The sequence below is a fragment of the Streptosporangium sp. NPDC004379 genome, from assembly GCF_042873875.1.
Classification (GTDB): Bacteria; Actinomycetota; Actinomycetes; order Streptosporangiales; family Streptosporangiaceae; genus Streptosporangium.
The window spans coordinates 297,611-322,680 of sequence record NZ_JBIAMC010000007.1 but is presented as its reverse complement, the minus strand read 5'-3'; the positions used below and the strand labels follow the sequence as shown (position 1 = coordinate 322,680).

At 73.1% G+C, this 25,070-nt stretch carries 27 protein-coding genes and 1 tRNA gene; 15 read left to right on the top strand and 13 right to left on the bottom strand.

Annotated features, from left to right (window positions below; genetic code table 11):
* The first annotated feature begins 36 nt into the window (after positions 1-36).
* Together ACFYSC_RS18240 and ACFYSC_RS18235 are read left to right on the top strand one after the other, a co-directional pair.
* Positions 37-1,170 carry a sensor histidine kinase gene (locus ACFYSC_RS18240; RefSeq protein WP_389962530.1) on the top strand — a complete coding sequence of 378 codons (1,134 nt, stop codon included), beginning with the start codon at positions 37-39 and terminating at the stop codon, positions 1,168-1,170.
* Entirely contained in the window at positions 1,167-1,823 is a 657-nt protein-coding gene (locus ACFYSC_RS18235; protein WP_389962528.1) for a response regulator, read from the top strand. The genes ACFYSC_RS18240 and ACFYSC_RS18235 overlap by 4 nt, the downstream gene beginning before the upstream one ends.
* Here the strand turns inward: ACFYSC_RS18235 and ACFYSC_RS18230 are convergent.
* Positions 1,820-2,491 carry a DUF2306 domain-containing protein gene (locus ACFYSC_RS18230; protein WP_389962525.1) on the bottom strand — a complete coding sequence of 224 codons (672 nt, stop codon included), beginning with the start codon at positions 2,489-2,491 and terminating at the stop codon, positions 1,820-1,822. The genes ACFYSC_RS18235 and ACFYSC_RS18230 overlap by 4 nt on opposite strands.
* Before the next feature lie 165 nt (positions 2,492-2,656).
* Between ACFYSC_RS18230 and ACFYSC_RS18225 the strand changes: the two genes are divergently transcribed.
* Entirely contained in the window at positions 2,657-3,643 is a 987-nt protein-coding gene (locus ACFYSC_RS18225) for an NAD(P)-dependent alcohol dehydrogenase (protein ID WP_389962522.1), read from the top strand.
* Between the two features lie 50 nt (positions 3,644-3,693).
* On the opposite strand, the gene ACFYSC_RS18220 is transcribed toward ACFYSC_RS18225, so the two are convergent.
* Positions 3,694-4,299 (bottom strand): peroxiredoxin-like family protein, encoded by a 606-nt coding sequence (locus tag ACFYSC_RS18220; protein WP_389962519.1) that lies wholly within the window; start codon positions 4,297-4,299, stop codon positions 3,694-3,696.
* Between the two features lie 71 nt (positions 4,300-4,370).
* On the opposite strand from ACFYSC_RS18220, the gene ACFYSC_RS18215 reads away from it, so the two are divergent.
* Positions 4,371-4,991: a TetR/AcrR family transcriptional regulator gene (locus ACFYSC_RS18215; RefSeq protein WP_389962516.1), complete on the top strand. Its 621-nt coding sequence runs from the start codon at positions 4,371-4,373 to the stop codon at positions 4,989-4,991.
* Between the two features lie 53 nt (positions 4,992-5,044).
* On the opposite strand, the gene ACFYSC_RS18210 is transcribed toward ACFYSC_RS18215, so the two are convergent.
* Positions 5,045-6,121, bottom strand: coding sequence for a hypothetical protein (locus tag ACFYSC_RS18210; RefSeq protein WP_389962513.1), 1,077 nt, complete (start codon positions 6,119-6,121; stop codon positions 5,045-5,047).
* 87 nt (positions 6,122-6,208) lie between these two features.
* Here ACFYSC_RS18210 and ACFYSC_RS18205 point away from each other — a divergent pair, with 87 nt between their 5' ends.
* On the top strand, positions 6,209-7,387 hold the full coding sequence (locus ACFYSC_RS18205) for a sensor histidine kinase (RefSeq protein WP_389962510.1): 1,179 nt from the start codon (positions 6,209-6,211) through the stop codon (positions 7,385-7,387).
* A complete protein-coding gene (locus tag ACFYSC_RS18200) occupies positions 7,384-8,025 on the top strand; it encodes a response regulator (protein WP_389962507.1) in 642 nt (213 codons plus the stop codon). The genes ACFYSC_RS18205 and ACFYSC_RS18200 overlap by 4 nt, the downstream gene beginning before the upstream one ends.
* Positions 8,026-8,059: 34 nt before the next feature.
* Here ACFYSC_RS18200 and ACFYSC_RS18195 read toward each other — a convergent pair whose 3' ends face one another.
* Positions 8,060-8,884, bottom strand: coding sequence for an alpha/beta fold hydrolase (locus ACFYSC_RS18195; protein ID WP_389962503.1), 825 nt, complete (start codon positions 8,882-8,884; stop codon positions 8,060-8,062).
* A gap of 51 nt (positions 8,885-8,935) precedes the next feature.
* Here ACFYSC_RS18195 and ACFYSC_RS18190 point away from each other — a divergent pair, with 51 nt between their 5' ends.
* Positions 8,936-9,403, top strand: a complete 468-nt coding sequence (locus ACFYSC_RS18190) for a MarR family winged helix-turn-helix transcriptional regulator (RefSeq protein WP_389962500.1) — start codon at positions 8,936-8,938, stop codon at positions 9,401-9,403.
* A gap of 155 nt (positions 9,404-9,558) precedes the next feature.
* On the opposite strand, the gene ACFYSC_RS18185 is transcribed toward ACFYSC_RS18190, so the two are convergent.
* The 3 genes from ACFYSC_RS18185 to ACFYSC_RS18175 all read right to left on the bottom strand — a co-directional run bounded on the left by ACFYSC_RS18185 (position 9,559) and on the right by ACFYSC_RS18175 (position 12,160).
* On the bottom strand, positions 9,559-10,098 hold the full coding sequence (locus ACFYSC_RS18185) for a DinB family protein (protein ID WP_389962497.1): 540 nt from the start codon (positions 10,096-10,098) through the stop codon (positions 9,559-9,561).
* Positions 10,099-10,273: 175 nt separating this feature from the next.
* Entirely contained in the window at positions 10,274-11,152 is an 879-nt protein-coding gene (locus ACFYSC_RS18180; RefSeq protein ID WP_389962494.1) for a haloalkane dehalogenase, read from the bottom strand.
* 186 nt (positions 11,153-11,338) lie between these two features.
* A complete protein-coding gene (locus tag ACFYSC_RS18175) occupies positions 11,339-12,160 on the bottom strand; it encodes an NAD(P)H-binding protein (protein WP_389962491.1) in 822 nt (273 codons plus the stop codon).
* Between the two features lie 92 nt (positions 12,161-12,252).
* Here ACFYSC_RS18175 and ACFYSC_RS18170 point away from each other — a divergent pair, with 92 nt between their 5' ends.
* Positions 12,253-12,654: a winged helix-turn-helix transcriptional regulator gene (locus ACFYSC_RS18170; protein WP_389962488.1), complete on the top strand. Its 402-nt coding sequence runs from the start codon at positions 12,253-12,255 to the stop codon at positions 12,652-12,654.
* Between the two features lie 85 nt (positions 12,655-12,739).
* On the opposite strand, the gene ACFYSC_RS18165 is transcribed toward ACFYSC_RS18170, so the two are convergent.
* Both ACFYSC_RS18165 and ACFYSC_RS18160 read right to left on the bottom strand, forming a co-directional pair.
* A complete protein-coding gene (locus ACFYSC_RS18165) occupies positions 12,740-13,570 on the bottom strand; it encodes an ABC transporter permease (protein WP_389962485.1) in 831 nt (276 codons plus the stop codon).
* On the bottom strand, positions 13,567-14,604 hold the full coding sequence (locus ACFYSC_RS18160) for an ATP-binding cassette domain-containing protein (protein ID WP_389962482.1): 1,038 nt from the start codon (positions 14,602-14,604) through the stop codon (positions 13,567-13,569). Before ACFYSC_RS18160 ends, ACFYSC_RS18165 begins: the two co-directional genes overlap by 4 nt.
* Before the next feature lie 59 nt (positions 14,605-14,663).
* Here ACFYSC_RS18160 and ACFYSC_RS18155 point away from each other — a divergent pair, with 59 nt between their 5' ends.
* Positions 14,664-15,245, top strand: coding sequence for a TetR/AcrR family transcriptional regulator (locus ACFYSC_RS18155; RefSeq protein ID WP_389962479.1), 582 nt, complete (start codon positions 14,664-14,666; stop codon positions 15,243-15,245).
* A gap of 145 nt (positions 15,246-15,390) precedes the next feature.
* On the opposite strand, the gene ACFYSC_RS18150 is transcribed toward ACFYSC_RS18155, so the two are convergent.
* Complete coding sequence (locus ACFYSC_RS18150) at positions 15,391-15,702, bottom strand: hypothetical protein (RefSeq protein ID WP_389962476.1); 312 nt, start codon at positions 15,700-15,702, stop codon at positions 15,391-15,393.
* Positions 15,703-15,824: 122 nt separating this feature from the next.
* On the opposite strand from ACFYSC_RS18150, the gene ACFYSC_RS18145 reads away from it, so the two are divergent.
* The gene (locus ACFYSC_RS18145; protein ID WP_389962473.1) at positions 15,825-19,247 is read left to right on the top strand and encodes a BTAD domain-containing putative transcriptional regulator; all 3,423 of its coding nucleotides are present in this window, start codon (positions 15,825-15,827) and stop codon (positions 19,245-19,247) included.
* A 133-nt stretch (positions 19,248-19,380) separates the two neighbouring features.
* Here the strand turns inward: ACFYSC_RS18145 and ACFYSC_RS18140 are convergent, their stop codons facing one another.
* On the bottom strand, positions 19,381-20,034 hold the full coding sequence (locus ACFYSC_RS18140) for a hemerythrin domain-containing protein (protein ID WP_389962470.1): 654 nt from the start codon (positions 20,032-20,034) through the stop codon (positions 19,381-19,383).
* Positions 20,035-20,289: 255 nt separating this feature from the next.
* On the opposite strand from ACFYSC_RS18140, the gene ACFYSC_RS18135 reads away from it, so the two are divergent.
* From ACFYSC_RS18135 to ACFYSC_RS18125, 3 genes are read left to right on the top strand one after another with little or no spacing between them, the layout of a single operon-like run.
* Positions 20,290-20,427: a hypothetical protein gene (locus ACFYSC_RS18135; protein WP_389962467.1), complete on the top strand. Its 138-nt coding sequence runs from the start codon at positions 20,290-20,292 to the stop codon at positions 20,425-20,427.
* Positions 20,411-21,496, top strand: coding sequence for a sensor histidine kinase (locus ACFYSC_RS18130; RefSeq protein WP_389962464.1), 1,086 nt, complete (start codon positions 20,411-20,413; stop codon positions 21,494-21,496). Before ACFYSC_RS18135 ends, ACFYSC_RS18130 begins: the two co-directional genes overlap by 17 nt.
* A complete protein-coding gene (locus ACFYSC_RS18125) occupies positions 21,487-22,131 on the top strand; it encodes a response regulator (protein ID WP_389962461.1) in 645 nt (214 codons plus the stop codon). Before ACFYSC_RS18130 ends, ACFYSC_RS18125 begins: the two co-directional genes overlap by 10 nt.
* Positions 22,132-22,207: 76 nt before the next feature.
* Here ACFYSC_RS18125 and ACFYSC_RS18120 read toward each other — a convergent pair whose 3' ends face one another.
* On the bottom strand, positions 22,208-22,708 hold the full coding sequence (locus ACFYSC_RS18120; protein WP_389962458.1) for a protein-tyrosine phosphatase family protein: 501 nt from the start codon (positions 22,706-22,708) through the stop codon (positions 22,208-22,210).
* A 63-nt stretch (positions 22,709-22,771) separates the two neighbouring features.
* A complete protein-coding gene (locus ACFYSC_RS18115) occupies positions 22,772-23,362 on the bottom strand; it encodes a CGNR zinc finger domain-containing protein (RefSeq protein ID WP_389962455.1) in 591 nt (196 codons plus the stop codon).
* A 136-nt stretch (positions 23,363-23,498) separates the two neighbouring features.
* On the opposite strand from ACFYSC_RS18115, the gene ACFYSC_RS18110 reads away from it, so the two are divergent.
* Together ACFYSC_RS18110 and ACFYSC_RS18105 are read left to right on the top strand one after the other, a co-directional pair.
* Complete coding sequence (locus tag ACFYSC_RS18110; RefSeq protein WP_389962452.1) at positions 23,499-24,623, top strand: M28 family peptidase; 1,125 nt, start codon at positions 23,499-23,501, stop codon at positions 24,621-24,623.
* A 178-nt stretch (positions 24,624-24,801) separates the two neighbouring features.
* Positions 24,802-24,877 (top strand) — tRNA-Thr (locus ACFYSC_RS18105).
* Positions 24,878-25,070 lie beyond the last annotated feature (193 nt).

The following is a 25,070-nucleotide window of genomic DNA, read 5'->3' as shown; positions in this document are numbered from 1 at the left end:
GATTGTAAGTGGCGGAGTCTCTCGTACCATGACTTCGTGCACGGCCTCATTCGCTCCGTGTGGTACGAGCCCCGTCCCCCCGGCGCACCGCGGCGGGTGTGGCGAGACTGGGTGCTCGTCGGCGTGTTGCTGCCGGTCGCGCTGCTCGAAGGGGTGGTACGGCCGGACATGCCCTCGCGGGTCGTCTCGGTGATCCTCGCGGCCGGGCTGGTACCCACACTGCTGTGGCGCCGCACCCGGCCGCTGCTGATGGTCGCGATCGCGTTCGGCGCGTCCGGTGTGGCCCAGGTGCTGCTGGGCGGTGACTCACCCGAGTCCAACACCATGGTCTATCTGCTTCTCCTGCCCTACGCGTTGTTCCGGTGGGGGTCAGGGCGGGAGGCGGTCGCCGGGTTGGCGATCATTCTCGTCAAGGCCGCGTTCTCCGTGGTCGTGGACTACCCCGGTCCCGCCGACACCGCCGCCGCCTTCGCCGTCGTGCTCGCGGCGACCGCCCTGGGGGCGGCGTTCCGGTACCGGACGAGGGCGCGGACGAGGGAACTCGACCAGGCCAAACTGCTCGAACGCGAGCAACTGGCCCGGGATCTGCATGACACCGTCGCCCATCACGTCTCGGCGATGGCGATCCGGGCGCAGGCGGGGCTGGCGACGGCGGCGTCACGGCCGGACGCCGCCACCGAGGCGTTGCGGGTGATCGAGGCGGAGGCGGCCCAGGCGCTCGCCGAGATGCGCGCCATGGTCCACGTCCTCCGCCGGAACGCGCCCGCGGACCTGGCGCCCGGACGGAGCATCGCCGATCTCTCCCAGCTCGAAAGTCCGGGACGGTCCGGCCCGTCCGTCCGGGTGGAGGTCGAGGGCGACACCGCCGGTCTCTCCCCTCCCGTCGAGGCCGCGATCTACCGCCTCGCCCAGGAGTCGGTCACCAACGCCCGGCGTCACGCGCGGCACGCCACCCGCGTCCTGGTCCGGGTCAGCGCCGGTGACACGTCGGTCCGTCTGCACGTGAGCGACGACGGCGATCCCGCCCGTCCCACGGGGACACCCGGGTACGGGATCATCGGCATGATGGAACGAGCCGATCTCCTCGGGGGCACCTGTGTGGCGGGCCCCGATCCCGGCCGGGGGTGGAGCGTGACCGCCGTGCTGCCGCGTACCGGGGTGACCGGATGAGCGTCCGGGTGCTGGTCGCCGATGACCAGGAGATCGTCCGTACCGGGCTGGTGATGATCCTCGACGCGCAGCCGGGGATCGAGGTGGTCGGCGAGGCCCCCGACGGGCGGCGAGCGGTCGAGCTCGCCCGGCGGCTCCGGCCGGACGTGTGCCTCTTCGACATCCGGATGCCCGTGCTCAACGGCATCGAGGCCACCCGGATGCTCGCCGGGCCCGCCGTCGACGACCCGCTCGCCGTCGTGGTCATCACCACCTTCGACCTCGACGAGTACGTCTACGCGGCGCTGCGTGCGGGAGCGCGGGGGTTCCTGCTGAAGAACGCCGGCGCCGAGCTGCTCTCCCAGGCCGTTCACGCCGCGGCGGCCGGTGACGCCCTCATCGCTCCGAGCGTCACCGCCCGCCTGCTCACCGCCTTCGCGCACGCCGGGCCCGCCGCGCCGCTGGTCCGTCCCATCGAGGCGCTCACCGAGCGCGAGGAACAGATCCTCGTCACGGTGGCCCGGGGACGTACCAACAGTGAGATCGCCGACGAACTCCACATCTCACTCAGCACCGTCAAGACCCACATCGCCAGCCTGATGGCCAAGCTCGGCGCCCGGAACCGGGTGGAGATCGCCATGTGGGCGTACGAGACCCACCGGATCAGGAGCTAGCGTCTGCGGATGACCCATTCGGCCACGGCGAGGTTGATGAACCATCCGGCGGCCACGAGCAGGGCCCTGGGGGTCTCGGTGAGAGGCCCGACGAGGAGCATCCAGGGGAGCTGGGTGAACGCCTGGGTGCCCGCGGCCACGCCGATCGCGTAGGCGCGGGTCATCCAGGCGCGGTGGCGGCGGAGGTCCCTTCGCCGGACGGCGGCGAAGCCGAGCACGATGGAGACCGCCATCGCCGTGCCGAACACGAGCCGGAACGCCGCGAGGAGATCGCCGTCGCCTTCCGGGCGGGGGTAGAACACGGTCATCCACAGGCCGGAGAGGGCGGTGACGAGTCCGCAGACGATGAGGACCCGTCCCGCCATGCGGTGCCAGGCCGGCCTCCTGCGACGGAACCTCCGCGTGAACTGGAAGGCGCCCACGATGCCGTAGATCGACGCTCCGATGATGTGCGCCACCACGGGCAGCGGCGCGGCGAAGAACCGCGCGTCGGCGGGATCGCCCGTCGCGCCGCCCGCCAGTTCCCCCAGGCGCAGCGCGCCGGCGACCACCGGAATCGCGCTGAGCATGATCAGGCCGGTGGGGACCATCCAGCCGGGGGCTCCGGCGCGCCGTCCGCCGGGCCGTACCTTGTCGGGCTTCGCGCCCCTCACGCTGCTTTCGGTCATGAGGGGATCGTGACTTCTTCGCCCGTCTCCACTCATCGCACGAAAGGCCCGATTCCGCTCGGCCGATCATCCAGCGATCAGGCGTACTTTCGGCTGATTCGTGGGTGCGATCGCGTTTCCTAGCCTTTCAATCACCCCGGCACCGACTCGCACAGGGAGATGGCGATGAAGGCGTTCGTCTCACGCTCGTACGGTCCCCCCGATGTCCTGACGCTCACCGAGATCCCCGTCCCCGTTCCTCGCGACGACGAGGTCCTGGTCCGGGTACGCGCCGGCTCCGTCAATCCGTACGACTGGCACAACATGCGGGGCGAGCCGTACCTGGCACGCCTGATGCCCGGCGGTCTGGGGCTCCGCGTCCCCAAGGTCACCATCCTGGGAGCCGACGTCTCCGGCCGGGTCGAAGCCGTCGGCCGGAACGTCACGGAGTTCCGCCCCGGCGACGACGTCTTCGCCGTCATCAACGGCGGCGGTTTCGCCGAATACGTCTGCGTCCGTGAATCCGACCTCGCCCCGAAGCCGGAGAACCTCTCGTACGAGGAGGCCGCCGCGGTTCCGATGGCAGCCAACACCGCCCTCCTCGCCCTGCGCGACGAGGGCCACATCCTGCCCGGCCAGCGTGTTCTCATCAACGGCGCGTCCGGCGGGGTCGGCACGTTCGCCGTGCAGCTCGCCCGCGCCCTCGGCGCCGAGGTCACCGGCGTCTGCAGCGCCCGGAACGCCGACCTGGTCCACTCCCTCGGCGCGACCAGGGTCATCGACTACACCACCCAGGACTTCACCCGCGAGACCCGGCGCTACGACCTGTTCGTGGACATCGCCGGAAGCCGGCCGGTCTCCGTCTCCCGCCGCACCCTGGTCCCCAAGGGGGCCTACGTGGTGGTAGGCGGCCCGCCCGGCCGCTGGATACAGCCCATGGGCCAGGTGTTCTCCGCCCTGGCGGCGTCCCGCTTCGCGGGTCACCGGATATCGGTGGCCGACGCCCTCAGCTGCCCCAGCCCCAAGCGGAACCTGCTGACGCTGAGCGCGTTCCTGGACGACAAACGGGTGATCCCGGTCATCGACCGTCGGCACCCCTTCGAGGAGATCCCCCGGGCGATCGCCTACCTGGAGGAGGGTCACGTTCCCGGCAAGGTCGTCATCTCCTTCTGAGCGGAGCCCTCACCGGAAGGCGTCCCACGTGCGACGACCGGCGAGGGGTGTCAGGCGTGTTCCCTCCTCCCTGTGGCGCCGGCCTCCGGTTCGGTCCGGGGAACGCGGGCGGCGAGCGCGAGCAGCTCGTCGACCGACCACTGGTCGTAGGCGTGGCGGCCGAGCTTGGAAGCGAGTACCCGGCCGTCGCCGGCGATCAGGAAGTCGCCGGGAAGGCCGAACCGCCCGCCGTGCGGGAAGGCCGACGGCGCGCGGTCCCGCCCCCGCAGCATCCGCCACGTGCTCACCGCGACGCCGCGGACGATCGCCGGCCACACGCGCGGGTCGAGCAGCGCGCGGACGGACGGCTCCACGCCGAACTCCCGGTAGAGCCGCTGGTCCGGGTCGGCGACCATGGCGAACGGCAGTCCTTCGGCGTGCCGCGCCAGCTCGTCCGCCGGCGAGTGGAACACCGCGATCTCACGGATGCCGGCCGCCTCGATCTCGTCGTGCCGCCGCGCCACCGAGCGCAGGTGCAGATTGCAGACCGGGCAGCCGGCGAACCGCCGGAACTGCAGGTGGATCAGCCGGTCGGGGGAGGGGACGGCGAGCGGCGGCTGGTTGACGGGGGTCAGCACGCGGGAGCCGACGGTCCGGGGGTGGGTGAATGAGCTCATGGGCCTTTCCGCTCTTTGGCGTACGGCATACGCCTACGAGGATAAGCGTATGCCGTACGCTGTCAAGAGCCATGCCTCGTCCCCGCTCGCTCACCCCGACCGCGCTGGCCGCCGCCGCGCTCGCCGTCATCGACCGCGACGGCCTCGCCGGGCTCACGATGCGCACCGTCGCCAAAGAGGTCGGCATGAGCACCATGGGGCTCTACCGGTACGTCACCGACCGCGCCGAACTGGAACAACTCGTCGTCGACCTGGTCCTGTCCCGGATGGACACCGCCCCGCCCGATCCCGCCGGGCCCTGGACCGGCCGGGTGACCGTCATGGTCCGGCGGCTGCGTGACGCCGTGGGGGCGCATCCACCGGTGATCCCGCTGGTCGTCGCCCAGCGGCACCGGTCCGAGCGGCTGCTGGGATGGTCGGAGACGCTCGTCGGAATCCTCAGGGAGGCGGGCCTCGACGGGCCCCGGCGGGTGGTCGCGCTGCGTTGCCTGCTCGCCTACGTCATCGGGGCGCTCCAGCTCGACCACCTCGGCCCGCTGGCCGGCTCCGGCACGGGCGTCATCGCCGGCCTGCCGGAGTTCCCCCTCCTGGCCGAGACCGCCCGGGAGTCCCGCGGCGTCGACGCCGAGACCGAGTTCGACGACGGCCTGACCGCCGTACTGCACGGCATACGGCACGCCCCCGGCCCCTGAACGGTCAGGCCGGTCGTCGCCAGGTCGGCGCGCACCGGCTCCTGAACGGTCCGTCACCTCCGGAGGCCGGCCGTCTCCGGCGTCCCGGCGGCGGGCCGTCGTCTGCGCAGCCAGTAGGCGAACACCGCGGCGCCCAGGAGCACCCCCCACAGCGGATACGGCCACAGCAGCAGGATGAGCGGATTTCCGTCCTCCACGGTGTTGACCACCAGGCCGGGGGAGGCGAGGCAGCAGGCGCCGGCGATGAGCCCTCCCGTCGTGACGGGCAGGCGCACGGGGACCGGACGGCCGTGCACGACCGGCACCCACCGCGGCCACACCTCGCCCCACCCGCTGACCAGCCCGAGCGTCAGCACCGCGCCGCCGACGCCGGCGAACGCGAGGGCCAGGCCCTGCGCCCTGAGCCCCGGGGCCATGTCCAGCACCGCCGGATCGACGTCCGTGGGCCATGGCGTCAGCCAGGTCAGCCGGTACAGCGCGTACGGCAGCGGGCACAGGGCCGCTCCGATCGTGGCGACGCGTCCCCAGTGGGCGACGGCCTCCGGGCGCGTCCACCGCATCGCCCGGCCGGTTCCGAAGGCCGCCACCGCCGTCGCCACCCAGACCGCGCAGGCGACGGCGTCTGCCAGCGTCCAGGCCAGCCGCCCGGCGTACGCGCCGAAGCTCGCGACCACGTTGACCGCGAACCCTCCGAGCGAGACCATCCCGCTGAGCGCGCCGGCCACCGCCAGGACGAGCAGGGCTCCCAGTACGGGAAACCCCCACGGCCTGCCGCGCAGTCCCGCCATGACCAGGCCCGCCACCAGGGCGACGGGCCCGAGCAGCGCCATGCCGTAGCCCAGCAGGGACATGATGCCGGCGTCGGACAGCACCACGCCGAAGAAGAGCGCCTGCGCGACCGCGCCCGCCCTCAGCACCCTGCCCGAGGCGAACGACAGCGCCAGCCCGGCCAGCCCCGCCGCGACGGTCATCGGGCCGGCCACGTCGTGTTCGACCAGATGCGACAGCGACACGGTGACACGGTCGCGCGCCCCGAAGGGGTAGCTCGCCGGGCTCATCCACCACAGCAGGCCGACGGCGGTCACGGCGGACAACAGCAGCGCGACGGCGATCCGAACGTTTCTCATCACGCCGTCCCACGCTAGGAACGCATCCGGGACGTCACCTCCCCCTGCCGGGGGAGGGCGCGTCCCGGCGGCGCGGCTAGCATCGGCGTCGTGAACGGACCCACCGGACGTGTCGTGCGGGCGGCGGTCTACCAGGCACTCGGCGCGGCCCTGCTGACCCCGGTGGCGGTGGTGCTCGGCCTGGTGGTCCTCGCCGAGCGGACGCCGGCGCGTGTCCTGGCGCTGTGGGCGGTGTGCCTGCCCGCCGCCGCGCTGCTCGCCGCCGTCCCGCTGGTACGGCGCATCGAGGCGGTCGCGCTGCAGGAACTCCTCGATGTCGAGGTCCCGCCGAGGGCCGACCGGCTGTACCTGGCCGCACTGACGGGTCTCCATCTGTACGGCGGCGCCACGCTGGGCGCCGGTGTGCTGCTGTTGTCTCCCGGGCTGGTCAGGCTGGGTGACGTCGAGCGGTGGAGCGGGAACCCCGCCGAGGCGGCCGGGACGCTCGCCCTGACCGCCGTCGTGCTGGCCCTCCTGGCCGCCGCCGGACTCGGCCAGCGGTGGACGGCCCGTCGCCTGCTGCGCGCCGAGCCTTCCGGCGCGCTGGAGGAGCTCGGCCGCCGCCAGTCCCTCGCGCTGGAGTTGCACGACTCGGTCGGTCACGCGTTGAGCGTCGTCCTGGTGCAGGGCATGGCGGCGCAGGCCGCGCTGCGGCGGCCCGGACCGGACCCGGAACCGGCTTCGGAATCGGACCTGGCGCGGGCGGCGCGGCGGCTGGACCACCTGACGGAAGCGGACGCTGCTCGGGCGGCGCGGTCGCTGGATCACCTGGTGGACGCGGCCCGCTCGGCCCAGGAACAGCTCGATGTGGTGCTCGGCGTCCTCGATGACGGGGACGACGCCGCGCGGACGCCCACGCTCGGCTCGCTCCACACCCTCACCCGCGGGCTCGACGTGCGGGTCAGCGCCGGACGTCTCGACGGAATCCCGGAGACGACCTCGCGCGCCGCCTACGCCATCGCCAGGGAGGCGCTCACCAACGCGTTGCGCCACGGGCGCGGCCCGATCACACTCGACGTCGCCGTGGCCGGCGACCTGGTGCTGACCGTGGAGAACGCGGCCGCCGACACCGACACCGACACCGGCATAGGCACCGATGCCGGGTCCGCTCCCGCCGGAAGGAGGCGCGGCCTGCTCGGCATGCACATGCGGGCCCGCCTGGCCGGAGGGACGTGCACGCTGGAACGGGCGGACGCCACCTGGCGCGTCCGGGCGAGGCTTCCCCTGTGATCCGCGTCGTGCTGGCCGACGACGACCGGCTGATCCGCGAGGGGTGGTCCGCGCTGCTCTCCCTGCACGATGACCTCACCGTCGTGGGCGAGGCCGCGGACGGACGCGAGGCCGTCGAGGCGGGCGCGGGAGCCGACGTCGTGTTGATGGACGTCCGCATGCCGGTGATGGACGGCCTGGCCGCCACCGCCGAGCTGTCCCGCCGTTCTCCATCCACCCGCGTCGTCGTGGTCACCACCTTCGAGCACGACCGGCTCGTGTGGGGGGCGCTGCGCGCCGGAGCCGCCGGTTACGTGCTCAAACGCGCCCCCGCGAGCGAACTGGTGGAGGCCGTCCGCCTGGTGCACTCGCGTGACGCGGTGTTCTTCCCCGGCGCGCTCCGCCGTATCGCCTCGGCCCACGCGCGCGGCGCCGGCCAGCGGCCCCGGGTGGCTCTGACCCCGCGCGAGCTGGAGGTGCTGCGGCACATCACGCTGGGAGAGGCGAACCCGGAGATCGCCGCCGTGCTGCACGTGTCGAGGGAGACGGTCAAGACCCACGTGACCAACGTCCTGGGCAAGCTCGGCGCCCGCGACCGCACGCACGCGGCGGTCCTCGCGTACGAACTGGGCCTGGTACCGGCCGGCATCGAGTCTTGATCCCTCCACACCGCGCACTCCCTCGGCGGACGGGTCAGGAGGAGGGGCGGAGCAGTTCGCGGATGCGGGCGGCGTAGGCGCGCGGGTGGGTGAGGTTGCCGTTGTGCCCGCCGGGGAACTCCGCCACCTCGGCGCCGACGAGGGCCGCCAGTTCGTGCGCGCACCGGTGGTCGAACACGTGGCGCGGGGTGGTGCGCCCCGCGGCGGGGACGACGCGGGTGGCGGTGTCCTTGAGCAGGGTGACGTCCAGCGTGTCCTCGATGACCGCGCCGAAGTCGTTGCGGATGAAGAAGTCGAAGTCGGCCCGGCGCCGGTCGTCCATCGGGTGCGGGGTGAGCCCCGGCTCGGTCTGCTGTTCGCCGAGCCTGATGCCGAGGACCGCGGCGATCTCGGCGACGGCTCCGGCGAGCCCCTGATCGCGGTAGAGCCGCTGCAGGTCCGCGAGTTCCTGTCGATGGTGGTCGCGCTCCGCGGGCGGGAGCAGGGCGGGGGCGACGGGTTCGTGGGCGATGAGCGTTCCGATCCTGCCGGGGTGATCGACGGCCACGTGCAGGCCGAGGACCGCGCCGAAGCTGCAGCCGAGCATGTCGGCGGGCGCGTCCGTGACCTCCGCGAGCAGCCGGTGGACGTCGTCGGCGTGCTCGGCCATGGTGACGCCGGCGCCGGGGTCGTCCAGGACGCTGCGCGACAGGCCGCGCCGGTCGTAGGTGACCACGGTGTGGTCGGCGACGAGCCGGTCCACCAGGTCGACCGTACGGCGGGCGTCGCCCTCGCCGCTCTGGGAGATGAGCAGCACCGGGCCGGTGCCGTGGACTTCGTAGTAGAGACGGGCGCCGGGGACGCGGAGGATTCCGTTCACGGCCGGAATGTATCAGACTTGATGCATCTTTTTTGATGTAAATTTGACGGCATGAACGGAGTCGACCTCTTCCTGCTCGGCCGCACGCTGATGAAGATCGGCGAGGAGGCCATGCCCGTCGAGGGCATAGGGCCGCAGACCACCGGCACCCGCACCGTCCTGGTGGTCGTCGCCGACCTGCGCGACCATGCGGAGACCTCCATCGGCGAGATCGCCGCGCGCACCGGCCTGCCGCAGAGCGCGGTCTCCGCCGCCGTGGGGCGGCTGCGAACGGTCGGCGCCGTCGTGACCCGCCCCGACCCCGCCGACCGCCGCCGCACCCTCGTCCAGGTCGCTCCCGAGGTGCCGGAGAGGGTGGCCGAGGTGCGGGCCACGCCGATCGACGGCCCGCTCGCCAAGGCACTGGACACGGACGACCCGGCGCGGGTCGCCGAGGTGGTCGCCCTCCTGGAGACCGTCGCCGCCCGCCTCTCCCCGGGGCGTCCCCGGGAGTCCGGCGGGCCCGCGACGGGGTGGTGAAACCCGTACCGGCCCGAAGTCTCCGTTCGTGGGCCGGCGAGCCTTGTCGTACTGCGCGGGGCCGGCCTTGATCCTGGCAGTGGCCCGCCAGCCTGTGATGACCTCCTGGACGGTGGCGTCGGCATCACTCCGTGTCACGCCGTCCGTGCCGTTCGTCAGCCCCGGTCCGCGTTGTACAGGTGGCGCAGCGATCCGATCTCCGCGGCGTTCTTCATCAGTTCGATGTTCGCCCAGGCGAGCACATGTCCCAGGGAGAGCGTCCCGTCGGCGAACCAGCGGCTTCGTTCGGTGGAGCCCAGTTCCGCGCCGTCCAGGGAACCCAGCGCACCGGCCCAGCGGTCACGGCACCCGTTCAGCCATCCGATCGCCGACGCCACGTCTCCCGGCCACGGTGTCACCGCCGCGGCCCGCGACCAGTCGGCCGCCGCGCCGGGGTCCCCGAAGCACTGCTCGTGCGCGTGACTCCACCAGAAGCCGATGTGCCACATCACCCACCCGATCGACGTCACCGGGATCGGCTCGGGCTCCGGCACGGCCCAGTCGGCCGCCCACGTCCCGTCCGGCCGGCGACGGACGTTCCAGCAGTTCGACGCGGGTTCCCACAGGGCCTCCTCGTCGGTCACCCGCTCAAGGTGATGAGAGAGCAACGACCAGGACACGTCCAGCTGCCAGCGGAGCCGCTCGAGTTCGGGCATGACGGAAACCTAGTCCGACGGGAGGTCCCGGCTCCACGGGATTTCACGGGTGCCCTCCCGCCGTCCGGGGTCACGACGGACGCCCCGGTCGGCCGGGACGGCGCGGAGTAGGTCACCTCGGTGCTCACAGGAGGACAGGCTACGCCGCGGACGGCCGGGCCGCGGGGCCACGTGGTCAGCTCCGTGCGGCGCGGCGCAGGCCGTATCGGTCGGACCAGGTGGCGATCGCCTCGGCGAGCGCGGCGGGCCGGTCCTCCGGGGTGTGGTGGCCGGCGACCCCGGAGCGCCTGTCGACGTCGAGGGCGGCCATGTTCGCGGCGCACCAGTCGATCATCTCCGGGCCCATCATCGTCCCGGGGCCGGGCTCGAAGGTGACGAGCAGCTTGGGCACGTCGGCACTGGCCGCCAGCCACTCGCCGTAGGCCGCGACCCTGGCCACGACGTCGGCGGGCTCCCCGCCCAGCGGCATCGCCCGCGGCCAGCTCAGCAGCGGCCGCCGGCTCTCCCGGGTGGGGTACGGCGCGCGGTAGACGTCGAGGTCCTCCTCGGTCAGCGGGGTGGCCACGGTGCCGGGCAGCGCCTGCTCGATGAAGGCGTTGTCGTCCAGGATCATCGTCTCGCCCACGCCCGGTGTCTTGATCGCCTGGAAGAGCGGGCGGCCGCCCTCGGGGAACTCCTCCCAGGTCATGGGCTTGACGATGGTCTCGGTGAACGCGACGCCCCGGACCCGGCCGGGGTGGCGGGCGGCCCAGTCGAAGGCGAGGGCGCCGCCCCAGTCGTGCCCGACCAGCACGACGTCGTCGAGGCCGAGCGCGTCGAACCACGCGTCGAGGTACCGGCTGTGGTCGTCGAAGCCGTATTCGATGTCCGGTTTGCCGGAGTCTCCCATGCCGATCAGGTCGGGTGCGAGCAGACGGCCGGGGCCGCCGACGGCGGGCAGGACGTGCCGCCAGAGGTGGGAGGACGTCGGGTTGCCGTGCAGGAAGACCATCGGGGTCCCCGTGCCGGTCTCCCGGTAGAAGATCGTCGAGTCGAGAACGTGTGCGGTGGGCATGCCGTGCCTTTCCGCGCCTGGCGCGCGAACTGTCGATGTGCGGGTGGGGTGGCCGGACGGGCCCTCGGGAGGACCCTCCGGACGGGCGGGGGACACCCGGCGCCGGGATGCGCGGGGCGGGTGGGGGACGCGGAGGCCGGAGCGTCAGGGGTGCGCGGGCCGCTGGAGGGCGCGGTGCGCGGGTGGTCAGCGGAAGGCGGCGGCGTTGCGGGCGGCCCAGTCGGCGAAGGGCCGCGGCGCTCGGCCGAGGATCCGCTCGACGTCCGGGCTCACCCGGCGCTCGGCCTCCGACGGCTCGCCCAGGATGGACAGGGTGCCCTCCACCACGGGTTCGGGCATGAACCGCAGCATCTGCTCCCGGGCCTCCTCGCGGCTCTGCTCGACGAACCGCACCGGGGTTCCCAGCGCGGCGCCGATGGCCCGCGCCCGCTCCCGCGGGGTGGTCGGCGCGGGTCCGGTCAGCTCGTACGTACGGCCCGCGTGCCCCTCCTCGCGGAGGACCGCGGCCGCGACCTCGGCGATGTCCTGCGGGTCGACGAACGGGATCCCGACGTCGCCGAACGGCGCGGCGGCCGTCCGCGCCGCGCGGATCGGCTCGATCCAGGCGAACGCGTTGGAGGCGAAGCCGCCCGGCCGCAGGATCGTCCACTCCAGGCCGGACCGCCGTACGGCGTCCTCGAACGCACGCGGGTGGGGGTAGGACTCCGGGCGCGTCCCGGCACCCTGGGAGGACAGCAGGACGACCCGCCGGACGCCGCCCGCCGCGGCGACCTTGAGAACGCCGTCCGGGTCCTCCCCGGCGACGAGGAGGAACAGCGCGTCGGCGCCGTCCAGCGCGGGCCGGAGGCTCTCGGGGTCGGCGAGGTCGGCCGGGACGTGCCGGACGCCCTCCGGCAGGCCCCCGTCGGCGGGCCGCCGCGAGACGGCCGTGACCCGCTCGCCGGCCTCGGCGAGCGCCCGCACGAGCGACCGGCCGACGTTCCCGGTGGCTCCCGTTACTACGATCATGAAAAGCTCCTCAGCAGGCGTGTGGTGTGGAAGCTCACGCTAGGGAGGGGGCTTACTTTCGGGAAGTACGTACCTCAAGGTAAGCTCACGACATGGAGGGACGCATGCAGGTCACCGAGTGGACGCCCGGCACGATGAGTGAGGTGTTTCACAGCAACTGCCCGGCGCGGGTCGTGCTCGACCACGTCACCAGCCGGTGGGGGGTGTGGGTCCTGATGGCCCTCCAGCGGGAGGACCTCCGGTTCTACGAGCTGCGTGAGCGCATCGAGGGGATCAGCGAGAAGATGCTCTCCCAGACGCTGCGCACGCTCGTCCGCGACGGCCTGGTCTGGCGCGAGGTGGAGCCGTCCACGCCGCCGAAGGTCACCTACGGCCTGACCCCGCTCGGCAGGGGCACCGGCGAGCCGCTGGCCGAGCTGTTCGGCTGGATCCGGGACCACGCGTTCGAGATCCTCGACACCCAGGCCGAGTTCGACCGCGCCGGAGGAAAGTGACCGCGCCGGCGGGGTGACCGCACCCGTCATGGGCGGGCGCGATCAGGAGAGCCGCCGCCGGCCGGCGGCCGGCGGGAGCGGTGGATCAGCTGTTCAGCCGCCGGTATCGGCGCGCCGACAGCGGCAGGAAGATCAGCGTGATCAGCGCCGGCCAGCCGATCGCCAGCCACAGCGCGTGCTGGGCGGCCCAGGAGTCGCCGCCCCAGCCAGGGTTGCCGAACAGCTCCCGGCAGGCGGCCACCGTGGCCGAAAGCGGGTTCCATTCCGCGATCACCCTCATCCAGCCGGGCATCAGCGCGGGGGAGACGAAGGTGTTGGCGAGCATGGTGATCGGCAACAGCGGCATCCAGGCCGCGCTCGCCGACTCGGGGGTGAGCACCAGCCCGACGTAGATGCCGACCCAGATGAGCGCGAAGCGCAGCAGGAGCAGCAGACCGACGGCGGCCAGGGCGGCGCCCGCGCCCCGGTGCCAGCCCCAGCCGACCACCAGCCCGCAGGCGAGCAGGACGGCCAGCTCCAGCACGGAGTTGACCATGTCGGCGAAGGAACGGCCCAGCACCACCCCGGCCCGGGAGATCGGCATCGAGCGGAACCGGTCGGTGACGCCGCGGGCGGAGCTCGTGGCGACGACGATCATGGTGGTCATCACGCCCATGGTCATCGACTGGGCGTACATCCCGGGCATCAGGAACTCGCGGTAGTCGCCGCCCCCGGCGACGTTCATCGCGCTGCCGAAGACGTAGCCGAACAGCAGCACCATCACGATCGGATACAGCAGCACGTTGAGGACGGCGGCGGGGTTGCGCGTCCAGTGGATGAGGTTGCTCCGGGCGATCGTCCACCCGTCGGCCAGCGTCCAGCTCAGCCGCTCGCGGCGCGTGCGGGGGAGCGCGGGGGTGAGGGGGAGGACGGTCATGCCGCGGTCCTCCCCGCCGTGGTCCTTCCTCCGGTGGCGCCGCTACCGCTGCCACCGCCGTCACCGCCGACGGGAGCGCCGGAGGCGCCGGTGACGCTGAGGAACACCTCGTCCAGCGTCGGACGGCGCAGGGCGACGTCCTCCACCTCGACGCCGTCCTCCTCCAGCTCCCGCATGATCCGGGTCAGGGCGGCGATCCGGTCGCGGACGGGGACGGTCAGGCGCAGGGCGTCGTGATCGGTAACCGGTTCGGCGCCGGCGACCCCGGCCAGGACGCGCGCGGCCGCGGCCAGGTCGGTGGCCTGGCGCAGAACCAGGTCGACGTGGTCGCCGCCGACCGTGGACTTGAGTCGCTCGGGGGTGTCCTCGGCGATCACCCGGCCCGCGTCGACCACCGCGACCCGGTGGGCGAGCTGGTCGGCCTCGAACAGGTACTGCGTGGTCATCAGCACCGTGCTGCCCGCCTCGGCCAGACCGCGTACGGCCTGCCACACCTCGTTGCGGTTGCGCGGGTCCAGCCCGGTGGTGGGCTCGTCGAGGAACAGCACGCGCGGGGCCAGGATGAAGGCGGCGGCCAGGTCGAGGCGGCGGCGCATGCCGCCGGAGTAGTGCCTGACCCGCTTCCCGGCCGCCTCGGCCAGCCCGAACCGCTCCAGCAGTTCCCCGGCCCGGCGGCGGGCGGCGGCCGCGCCGAGGTGGTACAGCCGCCCCCACATCTCCAGGTTCTCCCGGCCGGTGAGGATCTCGTCCACGGTCGGCTGCTGCCCGGCCAGGCCGATGCCGTGCCGTACCCGGTCGGGCTGCGTGACCACGTCGAACCCTGCGACGACGGCGCGGCCCGCGTCGGGGCGCAGCAGCGTGGTCAGGATCCGGACGGCCGTGGTCTTGCCGGCGCCGTTCGGGCCGAGCAGGCCGTACACCGTGCCCTCCGGCACGGCCAGGTCGAATCCGTCGAGGGCGTCGGCGTCGCCGTAGCGCTTGCGCAAGCCCTCGGCGACGACTGCGAAGGATGTCATCGCTCCATAGTGGGACATTGATGTCTCAAAAACAAGCTTCGATGTCTCCTTATGGGGCGTACTGTTACTCTTCGCTGGTGAGCGACACTCCGGAGTCCGGAACCCGCAGCCGCACGCGCCGCGCCATCCTCGGCGCCGCGGCCTCGGTCCTCGCCCGCGACCGCGGCGCCACGCTGGCCGACATCGCCGAGGCCGCCCAGGTCGGCCGCAGCACGCTGCACCGCTACTTCCCCGACCGCAAGGTGCTCGTCGACGCGGCCGTCACCGACTCCTTCCAGGTGGTCGAGAGATCGACGGCGGGAGCGGCGATCGACCAGGGGCCGCCGCTGGAGGCCATGCGCAGGCTGATCGCGGCCATGGTGGACGTCGGCGACCGGCTGGCGTTCCTGTTCGGCGACCCACGTGTGCTGGAGGAGGCGACGGGCTGTTTCGACTTCGAGCCCGACCCGTCGGTGCCGACCACGCTCGGCCTCATCGAACGCGGCCAGGCCGAGGGGGTCTTCGACCCCGGGCTCGGCGCGGAGTGGATCCAGCAGGTGCTGTGGGCACTCGTCTACACCGGCTGGGAGGCGGCGGAGAAGGGGCAGCTGCCCCGCCACGGCGTCACGCCGGCCGTGATCCGGACCTTCGAGAACGGAGTCGTCACCGGGAAGAGATGAGGACTCCCGTCCCCTCTTCCATTTCCGCGCCCCTTCCCCGGTCCGTGCCCGTCGCCGGTTCTCCGTCCCTCGCCACCGTCTGCCGTCTGCCGTCTCCGCCTCTGCCGTTCCTGTCAGCGGTCAGGCCCGTCAACGGCCGAAACCGTCAGCGGTCGAGCGCGGCCCACAGCGTGGCGAACTCCTCGGCGGTCAGCTTGGTCAGGCCGAAGTCGTCGGGATAGATCGGCCCCTCGGCCAGGAAGCCGTGCTCGTCCTCGATGTGCCGCCACGAGTACCGCCGGGCCACCCCGTCGGACCCCAGCTCGGCATGCCTGACCGGCCAGTACTCCCCGCCGTCGTCGATGACGGCGTCGAACAGCCACACGTGGCCGTCGTCGTCCACGCCGTGCCAGTACCAGTGCCGCCGGTCGCTCTCGTCGAGCGCCCGGATCGTCTCCACGCGCCGGTCGTGCGGCATCTCGCTCCTCGCTGTCGAACCCCTGAGCCGGATCCCCGGGCCGGATCCCGGAACCGTACGGCATCATGCTGCCGGACGACGTCAATCCAACGGCAATCCGGACCGCTTACGCTGCCCTTGCTATGTTGCGCGTTCTCGGTCCGCTCCAGGCGGAGATCAACGGTGGTCCGGCGGACCTCGGCCCCTTCCGGCAGCGAGCCGTGGTGGCCCGGCTCGTCGCCGCGGGCGGGCACGTGGTCTCCACCGATCGTTTCATCGACGACCTCTGGCGCGGGCACCCCCCTCCCCGGGCGCTGGCCGCCCTCCAGGTGTACGTGTCCAACCTGCGCAGGGTCCTCGAACCCGGCCGTCCGCCCCGGGCGCCCGCCACCGTCCTGGTCAGCGCCGCGCCCGGCTACCGCCTCCGCCTGGAACCGGAGCGGGTGGACGCCTGGCTGCTGCCGGGGCTGATCGACGCGGCCGCGGCCGCGCTCGCCGAGGACGACGGGGACCGGGCACTCGACCTCGCCGACCGGGCGCTGGGGCTGTGGCAGGGACCGGCCTACGCCGAGTTCGCCGACGAGCGGTGGGCCGAACCGGAGGCGGCGCGGCTGGAGGAGCTGCGCCTGGTCGCGGTGGAGCACCGGGCCGAGGCGCTGCTGGCACTCGGCCGCGAGGCCGGGGTCGAACTCGAACGGCACGTCCGGGCCCACCCGCTGCGGGAGAACGCCGTCCGGCTGCTCGCGCTGGCGCACTACCGGGCCGGACGGCAGGCCGACGCGCTGGCCGCGCTGCGCCGGGCCCGCGCGACCCTCGCCGACGAGCTGGGGGTCGACCCCGGGCCCGCGCTGCGCGCGCTGGAGGCCGACATACTGCGCCACGCCGACTCCCTCCGCCACCACTCCTCGCATCACGGCTCCCCGCGCCACGCCGGATCCGCCCGCCCCCGGGAACGGACCGCCCTCCCCCGCCGCCGTGACTCCGACGTCCCCCCGCACGGCCGGGGGGTGGCGGTCTTCCCCCGCCGGGACGCGCCCGCCCCCTCCCCGGCCGCGCCGCGCGCCCCCGGGCAGGGGGAGCCGGACGGCGGGCTGGTCGGCCGTACGGCGGAGCTCGCCCGGCTGGAAGCCGTCTCCGAAGACTCCGGGCCGAGCACGGTCTGGCTGGGCGGCGAGGCGGGGGCGGGCAAGAGCGCCCTGGCCGGCGCGTTCGCGCGGAGGCTGGCGGGCCGCGGATGGCTGACCGCCACCGGGCAGTGCCCGGAGACCGACGGCGGGGCGCCGCCCGCGTGGGCGTGGAGCGAGATCCTGCGCCGCCTGACCGCGGAGCTGCCCCCCGGCGACGACATGGCGGCGCGGCTCGCGCCCCTGCTGACCGACGACGCCCCGGCGACGGGCCGGTTCCACCTCGCCAGGGCCGTGGAGGACTACCTCTCGCGGGCCGTACGGGAGGACGTCCGCGTGCTGGTCGTCCTGGAGGACGTGCACCGCGCCGACGACGAGACGCTCGGCCTGCTGCGGCACCTCGCGGTACGGCCCGCCGCGGCGCGGATCATGTTCCTGGCCACCTACCGCCCGGCCGAGGCCACCGACCACCTCGGCGCGACCTGGGCGGCGCTGGCCGGGCACGGCAGCCACCGGCTCGACCTGGGCGGGCTGGACGGCGACGAGGTGGCCCTGCTGCTGCGGGAACGCTCCGGGCTGGACGTCGACCCGGTCATCGCCCGTACGGTGGCCGAACGGACCGGCGGCAACCCCCTCTTCGTGTCCGAGACCGCCCGGCTGATCAGCACGGACGGGATGGCGGCGGCCAGGGCGCTGCCGCCCGGGGTGCGCGACCTGATCCGGCGCAGGATCGCCCGGCTGCCCGCCACGGCCGCGACCGCGCTGCGGGACGCGGCGATCGTCGGCCGGGACGTGGACGTGGACGTGCTGCTCGCGATGGCGGGCTCCGACGAGGACGCGCTGCTGGAGGGGCTGGAGGCCGGAGTGCTGACCGGGCTGCTGGACGAGCCCGCCCCGGGCCGGGTCCGGTTCGCCCACGTGCTGGTGCGCGAGACGCTCTACGAGGACACCCCCCGCATCCGCCGTACCCGGCTGCACGGCAGGGTCCTCGACGCGCTGGAGCGGGTCCGGCCGGGGGACGTCTCGGCGCTGGGCCACCACGCGCTCGCCGCGGCCACGCCGGGAACGGCCGGGCGGGCCGTGCCGTACGTGGTGGCGGCGGCCCGGAAGGCGGCGGCCATGCACGCCTACCGGGAGGCGGGGTTCCTCTACCGGGGCGCGCTCGACCTCGTCGGGGACGATGACGACCGGCGGCTCGACCTGCTCTGCGGCCTGGTCGGCGTCCAGGCCCACGAGGGCGACGTGATGGCCGCCCGGTGCCACCGGGAACGGGCGATGGAGGCGGCGCGTCGGCTCGGCGCCGGCATGACCCGGGCGCTGACCTGCTACGAGGCCCCGGTGACCTGGTCCATCCAGCCGTACAGGCAGGTCGACGAGGTGTTCGTCGCGGCGGTACGGGAGGCGCTGGCGGACCCCGCCGGGACCGACGACGAGACCCGCTGCCGGCTGCTCGCGACGCTCACCTTCGAGCTGGAGGGGCACGACGACGACACCTGCGAGCGGGCCGGCGCGGAGGCGCTGCGGCTGGCCCGGCGGTTGGGCCGCGCCGAGCTGGTCTGCCTGGCGCTCAACGCACGCTACTTCGTCCTGCTGACGCCGCACCGGCGCGACGAGCTGGAGGCGGTGGGCCGGGAACTGGTGGAGCTCGGCGGGGAGGCCGGGCTGCCCGGCTACGAGATGCAGGGCCACCACGCCCTGTACATGGTGAGCCTGGGCCGTGGCGACCTCGCCGCCGCCCGCCACCACGCCGACCGGGCGCTCGAACACTCCACCGGCGGCCAGCTCGGGCTGGCGCTGAGCGTGCTGTCGATGCTCGACACCCTGCTCCTGCTGATCGCGGGCGACTTCACGGGGGCCGAGCGGTCCTACGCGGCGGCGGCCGAGCGGATGGCCGCGGCCGGAGGCGCCAACGCGGCCGGCGCGGGCGTCATTGGCCGCTTCGTCGCCCGGCTGGCGGGCGGCCTGCCGCAGGACATCCCGGAGATCATGGCGATGTACCGCCTCGTCCCGTCCGACGTCTCGGAGATCCTGACCCGGGCCCTGGTGGCCGAGGGCCGGCCGGAGGAGGCCCGGACGTTCTGGGAGCCGGACCGGCGGGTCAGGAAGGACTACTACTGGCTGGTCCAGACGGCGCTGCGGGCCGAGAACGCCGTCGCGCTGGGCGACCTGCCGACGGCCGGGCGCTGCTACGAGGAACTGCTGCCCTGGGACGGCGAGGCGGCCGGGCTGCACTGCGGGTCGGTCACCCTCGGGCCGGTCGCCCACATCCTGGGCGACCTGGCCGAGGCGCTGGGCCGGGACGGGTCCGCCCACTACGCCACGGCGGAACGGGTCGCCGAACGGCTCGGCTCCCCGCACTGGGCCCGCCGGGCGGCCGAGGCGACCCGGCGGGCGGAGGAGTCGAGGGCCCGGCGGGGCGGGGGCCGTACGGGCGGACGGTGAGTCGCCCCGCCGCCTCGCCGTACCGCCGCCGGTTCGGGAGCGGATCAGCGCGGCGACGGGTACGGCGGAGCCGCTTCCGGTTCCCGCCCGCTCCCGCCTCCCGGCTCATCCGGTTCACCCGGCCGCTCCCGGCTCATACGGCCAGAGGGCCGAAGATCTGCCGCTGGCGGCGGCGGTGTCCGCCGCGGAACACCGCGAGCAGCACCGTCAGCATCGGCCCGGCCAACTTGCGCAGCCGGGCAAGCTCCTCGGGCCGGGCGTACTGCTCGATCCTGGGAAGCTCGACACCGGGCTTGGTGCCCTTGCGGACAGCGTCCTCCACCCTCTTCCAGTCGGCCACGGAGACGTACTTCGCGATGACGGGGAAGAGCAGCCGCTCCTCCTCCTCGATGTGCTCGTCGAGCAGGTCGGCGAGCCGGGTCAGCGACGAGGCCAGGGCGGAGGCGTCCCGGGTCGTGGCGAACGCGGCGGCCTGGCCGTCGATCTCGTTCAGCAGCGGGTCCAGCGAGGAATGGTCGTCGCTCAGGTCGCGCAGGTCCACCTCGGCCCCGGCGGACCGTTCGAGGACGGGCCACAGGACGCGGTCCTCCATCGTGTGATGGTGGTGGATGCCCGCGCACAGGGTCCTGATGTACTCGGAGACGGTCCGGGCGCGGGCCGGGTCGGCGCTCTGGCGGCCTTCGGTCAGCTCCGCCGCCAGCACGGCCAGGCGGCGGGTGTCGCCCCGCATGGCGCGGTGGGTGAGCTGGAAGCCCAGAAGCTCGGGGGTCATGGCGTCGGCGGTCATGGCGGGGGTCTCCTCGGTAGGTCCGGACGGGGTGCCGGATCCAGACTGGGGGGATCCACTTATGGGCTACTTGGAGGTCACTAAGGACGGTACTCAATGACGCCGCTCGCGGTGGCCCGGCTCATTCCACGTCGGCCTCGGTCATGAACCGACCGGCCCCGGCCAGGCAGGCCACGGCAGCTGTGGTTTCCCGCACCCCTGAACGGCCATCCGCCTCATGGTGGCCACACCCTGACCGTTTCTAGTCTCTGACACGTGACGGAACGGCTGACTCACCTGATGGAAATGCTCGGCGCGGCGGGAACCGGGGTCGCGGTCGCGCCGGCCGTGGCGGTCTTCGTGGGCGTGCGGTCGAGTGAGCGGCGCAAGGAGCGGTATGCGCTGGGCGGTTAGCGGGCTGCGGCTCGTCGGGGCGGTGGCGGCCGGCGCGGTCACCGCCCTCGTGGGCTTGCTGTTCGTCCTGGTGACGGCGCCGTTCGCCGGCCGTCCCGCGGTACGCGCGGCGGCCTCGTGGCTGACCCGGCTGGAGCTGTGGCGGCTGCGCCTGGACCTCCCCGGCAGGAACGAGGAGGGTGAGCTGCGTTACCTGGCCGCCCGGATTTCCGTGGGTGTGCTGGGCGGCATCGTGGTGCTGCTGCTCGTGATCGGCTTCCGCCTGGCGGTCATGTTGGCGTGGTCGTGGGGGCACGGGGAGGCGTTCGACGGCATGCTGCCCAGCCCGTTGCTGACGGCCTACTTGAGCCTCTTGGGCTTCGTTCTGCTGTTTCTGGACGTGTGCGGTCTGGTGGGGGTGGAGGCGCTGGAGCGGCGGCTGGCCGTACGGCTGCTCGCCCCCGACCCGGCTGAGGCGCTGCGGCGGCGGATCACCGAGCTGACCGAGAGCCGCGCCGGTGTCGTCGCGGCGGTCGACGCCGAACGGCGGCGCATCGAGCGTGACCTCCACGACGGGGTGCAGCAGCGGCTGGTGGCGCTGTCCATGCTCGCCGGACGCGCCCGCCGAGGCCGCCCGGAGTTGCTGGAACAGCTGCACGAGCAGGCCCAGCAGACGCTGGTGGAGCTGCGCGAGGTGGCCTGGCGGGTGTACCCGTCGGGGCTGGACGCGCACGGGCTGGCCGAGGCGCTGGCCGGGGTGGCCGAGCGGGCCGCGGTCAAGGTCACGGTGGCCTGCGAGCTGCCGGAGCGGCCCCCGGCGGCGGTGGAGACCGCCGCCTATTTCGTGGCCAGTGAGGCTGTGACGAACGCCGCCAAGCACTCCGGGGCCACCCTGGTCACCATTGAGGTGCGCCGGGAGGGCACGATGGTCATCGTGCGAGTGGAGGATGACGGTATGGGCGGAGCCGACGCCGCCGGCGGCGGTCTGACCGGGCTGGCTCGGCGGGTGGCCGCGCTGGACGGCCGGTTCACCGTGGCCGGCCCGCCCGGCGGGCCGACCGTGATCGAGGCGGAACTGCCGTGCGTGTGATGCTGGCCGAGGACTCGGCGTTGCTGCGTGAGGGCCTGGTGCGGCTGCTGAAGGAGGAGGGCCACGACGTCCTGGCCGCGGTGGGTGACGCCGGCGCGCTTCTGGCGGCGGTGGACGGTGAGCGGCCCGACGCGGTGGTGGCCGATGTGCGGATGCCGCCCACCCACACCGACGAGGGTCTGCGCGCCGCGCTGGAGATCCGGCGGCGATGGCCGCAGGTCAGGGTCCTGGTGCTGTCGCAGTACGTCGAGAAGAGGTACGCCGCCGAGCTGATGGGCGGCAGCATCGACGGCGTCGGCTACCTTCTCAAGGACCGGGTGGCCCAGGTCGGTGACTTCCTGGAGGCGCTGGAGCGGGTGGGCGCGGGCGGGACGGCGTTCGACCCGGAGGTGGTGCGCCGGCTGCTCGCCCGCACCACCCACGCCGACCCGCTGGCCCGGCTCACCGCCCGGGAGCGCCAGGTGCTGGAGCTCATGGCCCAGGGCATGACCAACGCCTCGATCGCCCGGTCCCTGCACGTGTCGCAGAGCGCGGTGGAAAAGCACGTCAACGCCCTGTTCGACAAGCTGGAACTGTCGCACACCACCGGCTACAGCCGCCGCGTCCTGGCCGTGCTGCGCTACCTCGGCACCTGAGCGGCCACGAAATCGAGGGCGCTGAAGTTCGCTCCGGTGGCGATGGGCTTCGGCGTGATGTTTCGAGGTCAGCGGCTCAGCCGCGTGAATCCGGGCGGAGGGGCGGGGGGAAGCGCAGCACCCAGCGGCGCTGCCATGGGGTTTCAACGGCCCGATGATGATGGTGCTCGCGTGTCCAGGCGACGGCGTCGGCCGGGTCGAGACCGGCCAGGACGGCAAGGCAGGCGACGACTGTGCCGGTGCGGCCGATGCCACCTCCGCAGGCGACCTCCACCGCGGTGCCGGCCCGCGCTCGCTCGTACAGTGCACGGATCTGCTGTACGGCCATGCCGCGGTCGCGGGGCAGCAGGAAATCGGGCCATTGGATCCACGCGTGCGGCCACCGCAGTTCACCCTCGTGCCGGCGGCGGAGCCCGTCGGAGCCCAGGTAAAGGCCGAAACCGGGCAGGGGCCCTTCCGGCAGAGGATGGCGAAGGCCGCGGCCGCGGATCCAGGTGCCGTCGGGGAGCCGGAAAGCACCCATGAGCGGTGGCCCGCTCACCGGATGGGCTGTCGTGCCGTCCATGGAACCGTTCATGGGGTTCTCTTCACGTCCTTCGGAAAGCGGAGCTGTCTTCTTCGGTGAGCGGTGCTGTCTTCTTCAGTGAGCGGTGTTGTCAAGCCGCCGCCGTTCGCGGTGATTCGCGACATTGATCCGGTTGCCGCACACGTCGGGCCTGCAGTAGATGCGGCGTCCCCCGCGGCTGATGTCGACGAACACCCCGCGGCAGCCCGGGGCGGCGCAGGCGCGGAACCGGTCGTGCCCGAGTGCCCGGACGGTGCCGAGCAGCCCGATGCCGATGAGCGTGGCCAACTCCTCGGCCAGCGGCGCGTCCGGCCTGGTCGGGACGTACCACTGCCATCGTCCGCCGGGGTCGCGATCCAGCACCGGCCTGAGCCCCGCTCGCCCGGCCAGCACGGCGCCGCCCGCGACGGCCTGGCTCTCCGTCTCGGTCTCCACGACGCCGCGCACCTCCCGGCGCAGCAGGTGAACCTCGCGGACGTCGTCGCCGGTCGGCGGCCGCCCGTCCGCCACGGCGTCGAGCCGCAGCCCGTGCCTTGTGAGGAACTCCATCAACGCGTCCGGGGTCGGCAGGGCCTCGCCCGCCGCGGCCTGCACGGTGGGCGAGGTGTTGGCCAGCTCGCCCGCCATGGTCGCCCCGACCGTGTAGTCGGTGATGGAGATCCGCACACTTCACCTCGCCCCGGTAACCGAATAAATTGGATCATACCCCTTACGGTCGTGCAGGGAATGTGGAAAACCGCAGGTTCAAACGGGCGGGCGCCTCATTCCGCCGGGCGAGCGGATCGATCTACCGTTTTTGATCATGATTGGAAAGTTGTTCGACGCGCCGCGGCGGCCGACGGCCGGGTTGGCAGCCCTGCTCGTCCTGGTCGCAGCGATCATGCTGACCGCCATGGCGGACAGCACCATGCAACCCCTGCCGGCCACCGCCCCGAACGACCAGTTCAGCGCCGAGCGCGCCCTGGTTCACCTGAAGAAGTTCGCCGCCGAACCACGACCCATCGGCAGCCCGGCCGGCGACCGGGCCCGGGACCACCTGGCCGGGCAGCTGCGAGCGGCAGGGCTGGAGGTCGAGATTCAACGCTCGGTCGGTGCCCGCTCCGCGGCGGGGCTGGCGACGTTCGGCCGAGTCGACAACATCGTGGGCCGGCTGCGCGGAACGAACTCGACCGGCACCGTGCTCATCGCCGCGCACTACGACTCCGCAGCCATGGGGCCGGGTGCCTCAGACGACGGCGCCGCGGTGGCCGCGATGCTCGAGACCATCCGGGCGCTGCGCGGCGGCCCCGGCCTGCGTAACGACATCGTGCTGCTCATGTCGGACGGTGAGGAGGACGGAGTGCTCGGCGCTGAGGCCTTCGTCCGTGAGCACGCCCTGGGCAAGGCCGGCGGCGTGCTGTTGAACTGGGAGGCGCGCGGGGTCAGCGGCCCTTCGCTGATGTTCGAGACCTCCGCGAACAACGCCCGCCTGGTCGAGACGTTCACCGGCGCCGTCCCCGCGCCGCGTGGCCACTCCGCCATGGTGGAGCTGTATCGGCTGCTGCCCAACAACACGGACTTCACACCGCTGACCAAGGCCGGCTTCACCGGCATGAACTTCGCCTACATCGAGCGTTCCTCGCTGTATCACACCGCGGGCGACTCCATCGCCAACCTCGGCCGGGGCAGCCTGCAACACCACGGCAGCACCATGCTGGCGCTGGCACGCGCCCTGGGCGGCGCGGACCTGCGGACGCTGACCTCCGATCACGACGTCACCTACTTCCGCGCGCTCGGCACCATGATCACATATCCCGGTCAGCTCGTCTGGCCGCTGGCGGTGCTGGCCGCCGTCGCGGTGGCGGGCCTGGCGCTGCTGGCCCGTGCCAGGCGGCTGCTGAGCCTGCCCCGGCTGGTCCACGGCGTCGGTGAATCCATCCCGACCTGACGCCGCGCCCGGACAGGATCAGGCGGAACTCACAGGATCGAACCCCCGCTGAGCGGCGTCGCGTGGAGGCGGAGTCCGCCGGGACGTCGTGATCCGGTAGCTCCCGTTTGATTTCGCATCCCGGTCCGGAGCCGTGTATGGTTACACCTGTCGGCAGGCGCGAAAGCGCAGCGGACAGGCCCCTTTAGCTCAGTCGGCAGAGCGTCTCCATGGTAAGGAGAAGGTCTACGGTTCGATTCCGTAAAGGGGCTCCACTCCAGTACGACAGATCGCCCGGACCGCGAGATCGCGGGGCCGGGCGTTTCTTGTTGTGTGTGAGATCTGTACGACGACCTTCAACCCGCTCGGGCCGTGAGGTCGCGGGGCCGGGCGTTCGCCTTCACGACACCTTCGCACCGCTGACTCTCCGCCGGTCCGCGGGGCCGGACGTCCGGCGCGCATGAGATC

Excerpts from the sequence above, each read along its gene's own strand:
- ACFYSC_RS18120 (WP_389962458.1), bottom strand. The coding sequence starts at position 22,708 with ATGAACGGTTCCATGGACGGCACGACAGCCCATCCGGTGAGCGGGCCA.
- ACFYSC_RS18130 (WP_389962464.1), top strand. The coding sequence starts at position 20,411 with ATGCGCTGGGCGGTTAGCGGGCTGCGGCTCGTCGGGGCGGTGGCGGCC.
- ACFYSC_RS18230 (WP_389962525.1), bottom strand. The coding sequence starts at position 2,491 with ATGACCGAAAGCAGCGTGAGGGGCGCGAAGCCCGACAAGGTACGGCCC.
- ACFYSC_RS18235 (WP_389962528.1), top strand. The coding sequence starts at position 1,167 with ATGAGCGTCCGGGTGCTGGTCGCCGATGACCAGGAGATCGTCCGTACC.
- ACFYSC_RS18220 (WP_389962519.1), bottom strand. The coding sequence starts at position 4,299 with ATGAGCTCATTCACCCACCCCCGGACCGTCGGCTCCCGCGTGCTGACC.
- ACFYSC_RS18165 (WP_389962485.1), bottom strand. The coding sequence starts at position 13,570 with ATGACCGTCCTCCCCCTCACCCCCGCGCTCCCCCGCACGCGCCGCGAG.
- ACFYSC_RS18225 (WP_389962522.1), top strand. The coding sequence starts at position 2,657 with ATGAAGGCGTTCGTCTCACGCTCGTACGGTCCCCCCGATGTCCTGACG.
- ACFYSC_RS18140 (WP_389962470.1), bottom strand. The coding sequence starts at position 20,034 with ATGACCGCCGACGCCATGACCCCCGAGCTTCTGGGCTTCCAGCTCACC.
- ACFYSC_RS18185 (WP_389962497.1), bottom strand. The coding sequence starts at position 10,098 with ATGCCCGAACTCGAGCGGCTCCGCTGGCAGCTGGACGTGTCCTGGTCG.
- ACFYSC_RS18145 (WP_389962473.1), top strand. The coding sequence starts at position 15,825 with ATGTTGCGCGTTCTCGGTCCGCTCCAGGCGGAGATCAACGGTGGTCCG.
- ACFYSC_RS18175 (WP_389962491.1), bottom strand. The coding sequence starts at position 12,160 with ATGATCGTAGTAACGGGAGCCACCGGGAACGTCGGCCGGTCGCTCGTG.
- ACFYSC_RS18180 (WP_389962494.1), bottom strand. The coding sequence starts at position 11,152 with ATGCCCACCGCACACGTTCTCGACTCGACGATCTTCTACCGGGAGACC.
- ACFYSC_RS18215 (WP_389962516.1), top strand. The coding sequence starts at position 4,371 with ATGCCTCGTCCCCGCTCGCTCACCCCGACCGCGCTGGCCGCCGCCGCG.
- ACFYSC_RS18110 (WP_389962452.1), top strand. The coding sequence starts at position 23,499 with ATGATTGGAAAGTTGTTCGACGCGCCGCGGCGGCCGACGGCCGGGTTG.
- ACFYSC_RS18150 (WP_389962476.1), bottom strand. The coding sequence starts at position 15,702 with ATGCCGCACGACCGGCGCGTGGAGACGATCCGGGCGCTCGACGAGAGC.
- ACFYSC_RS18170 (WP_389962488.1), top strand. The coding sequence starts at position 12,253 with ATGGAGGGACGCATGCAGGTCACCGAGTGGACGCCCGGCACGATGAGT.
- ACFYSC_RS18160 (WP_389962482.1), bottom strand. The coding sequence starts at position 14,604 with ATGTCCCACTATGGAGCGATGACATCCTTCGCAGTCGTCGCCGAGGGC.
- ACFYSC_RS18190 (WP_389962500.1), top strand. The coding sequence starts at position 8,936 with ATGAACGGAGTCGACCTCTTCCTGCTCGGCCGCACGCTGATGAAGATC.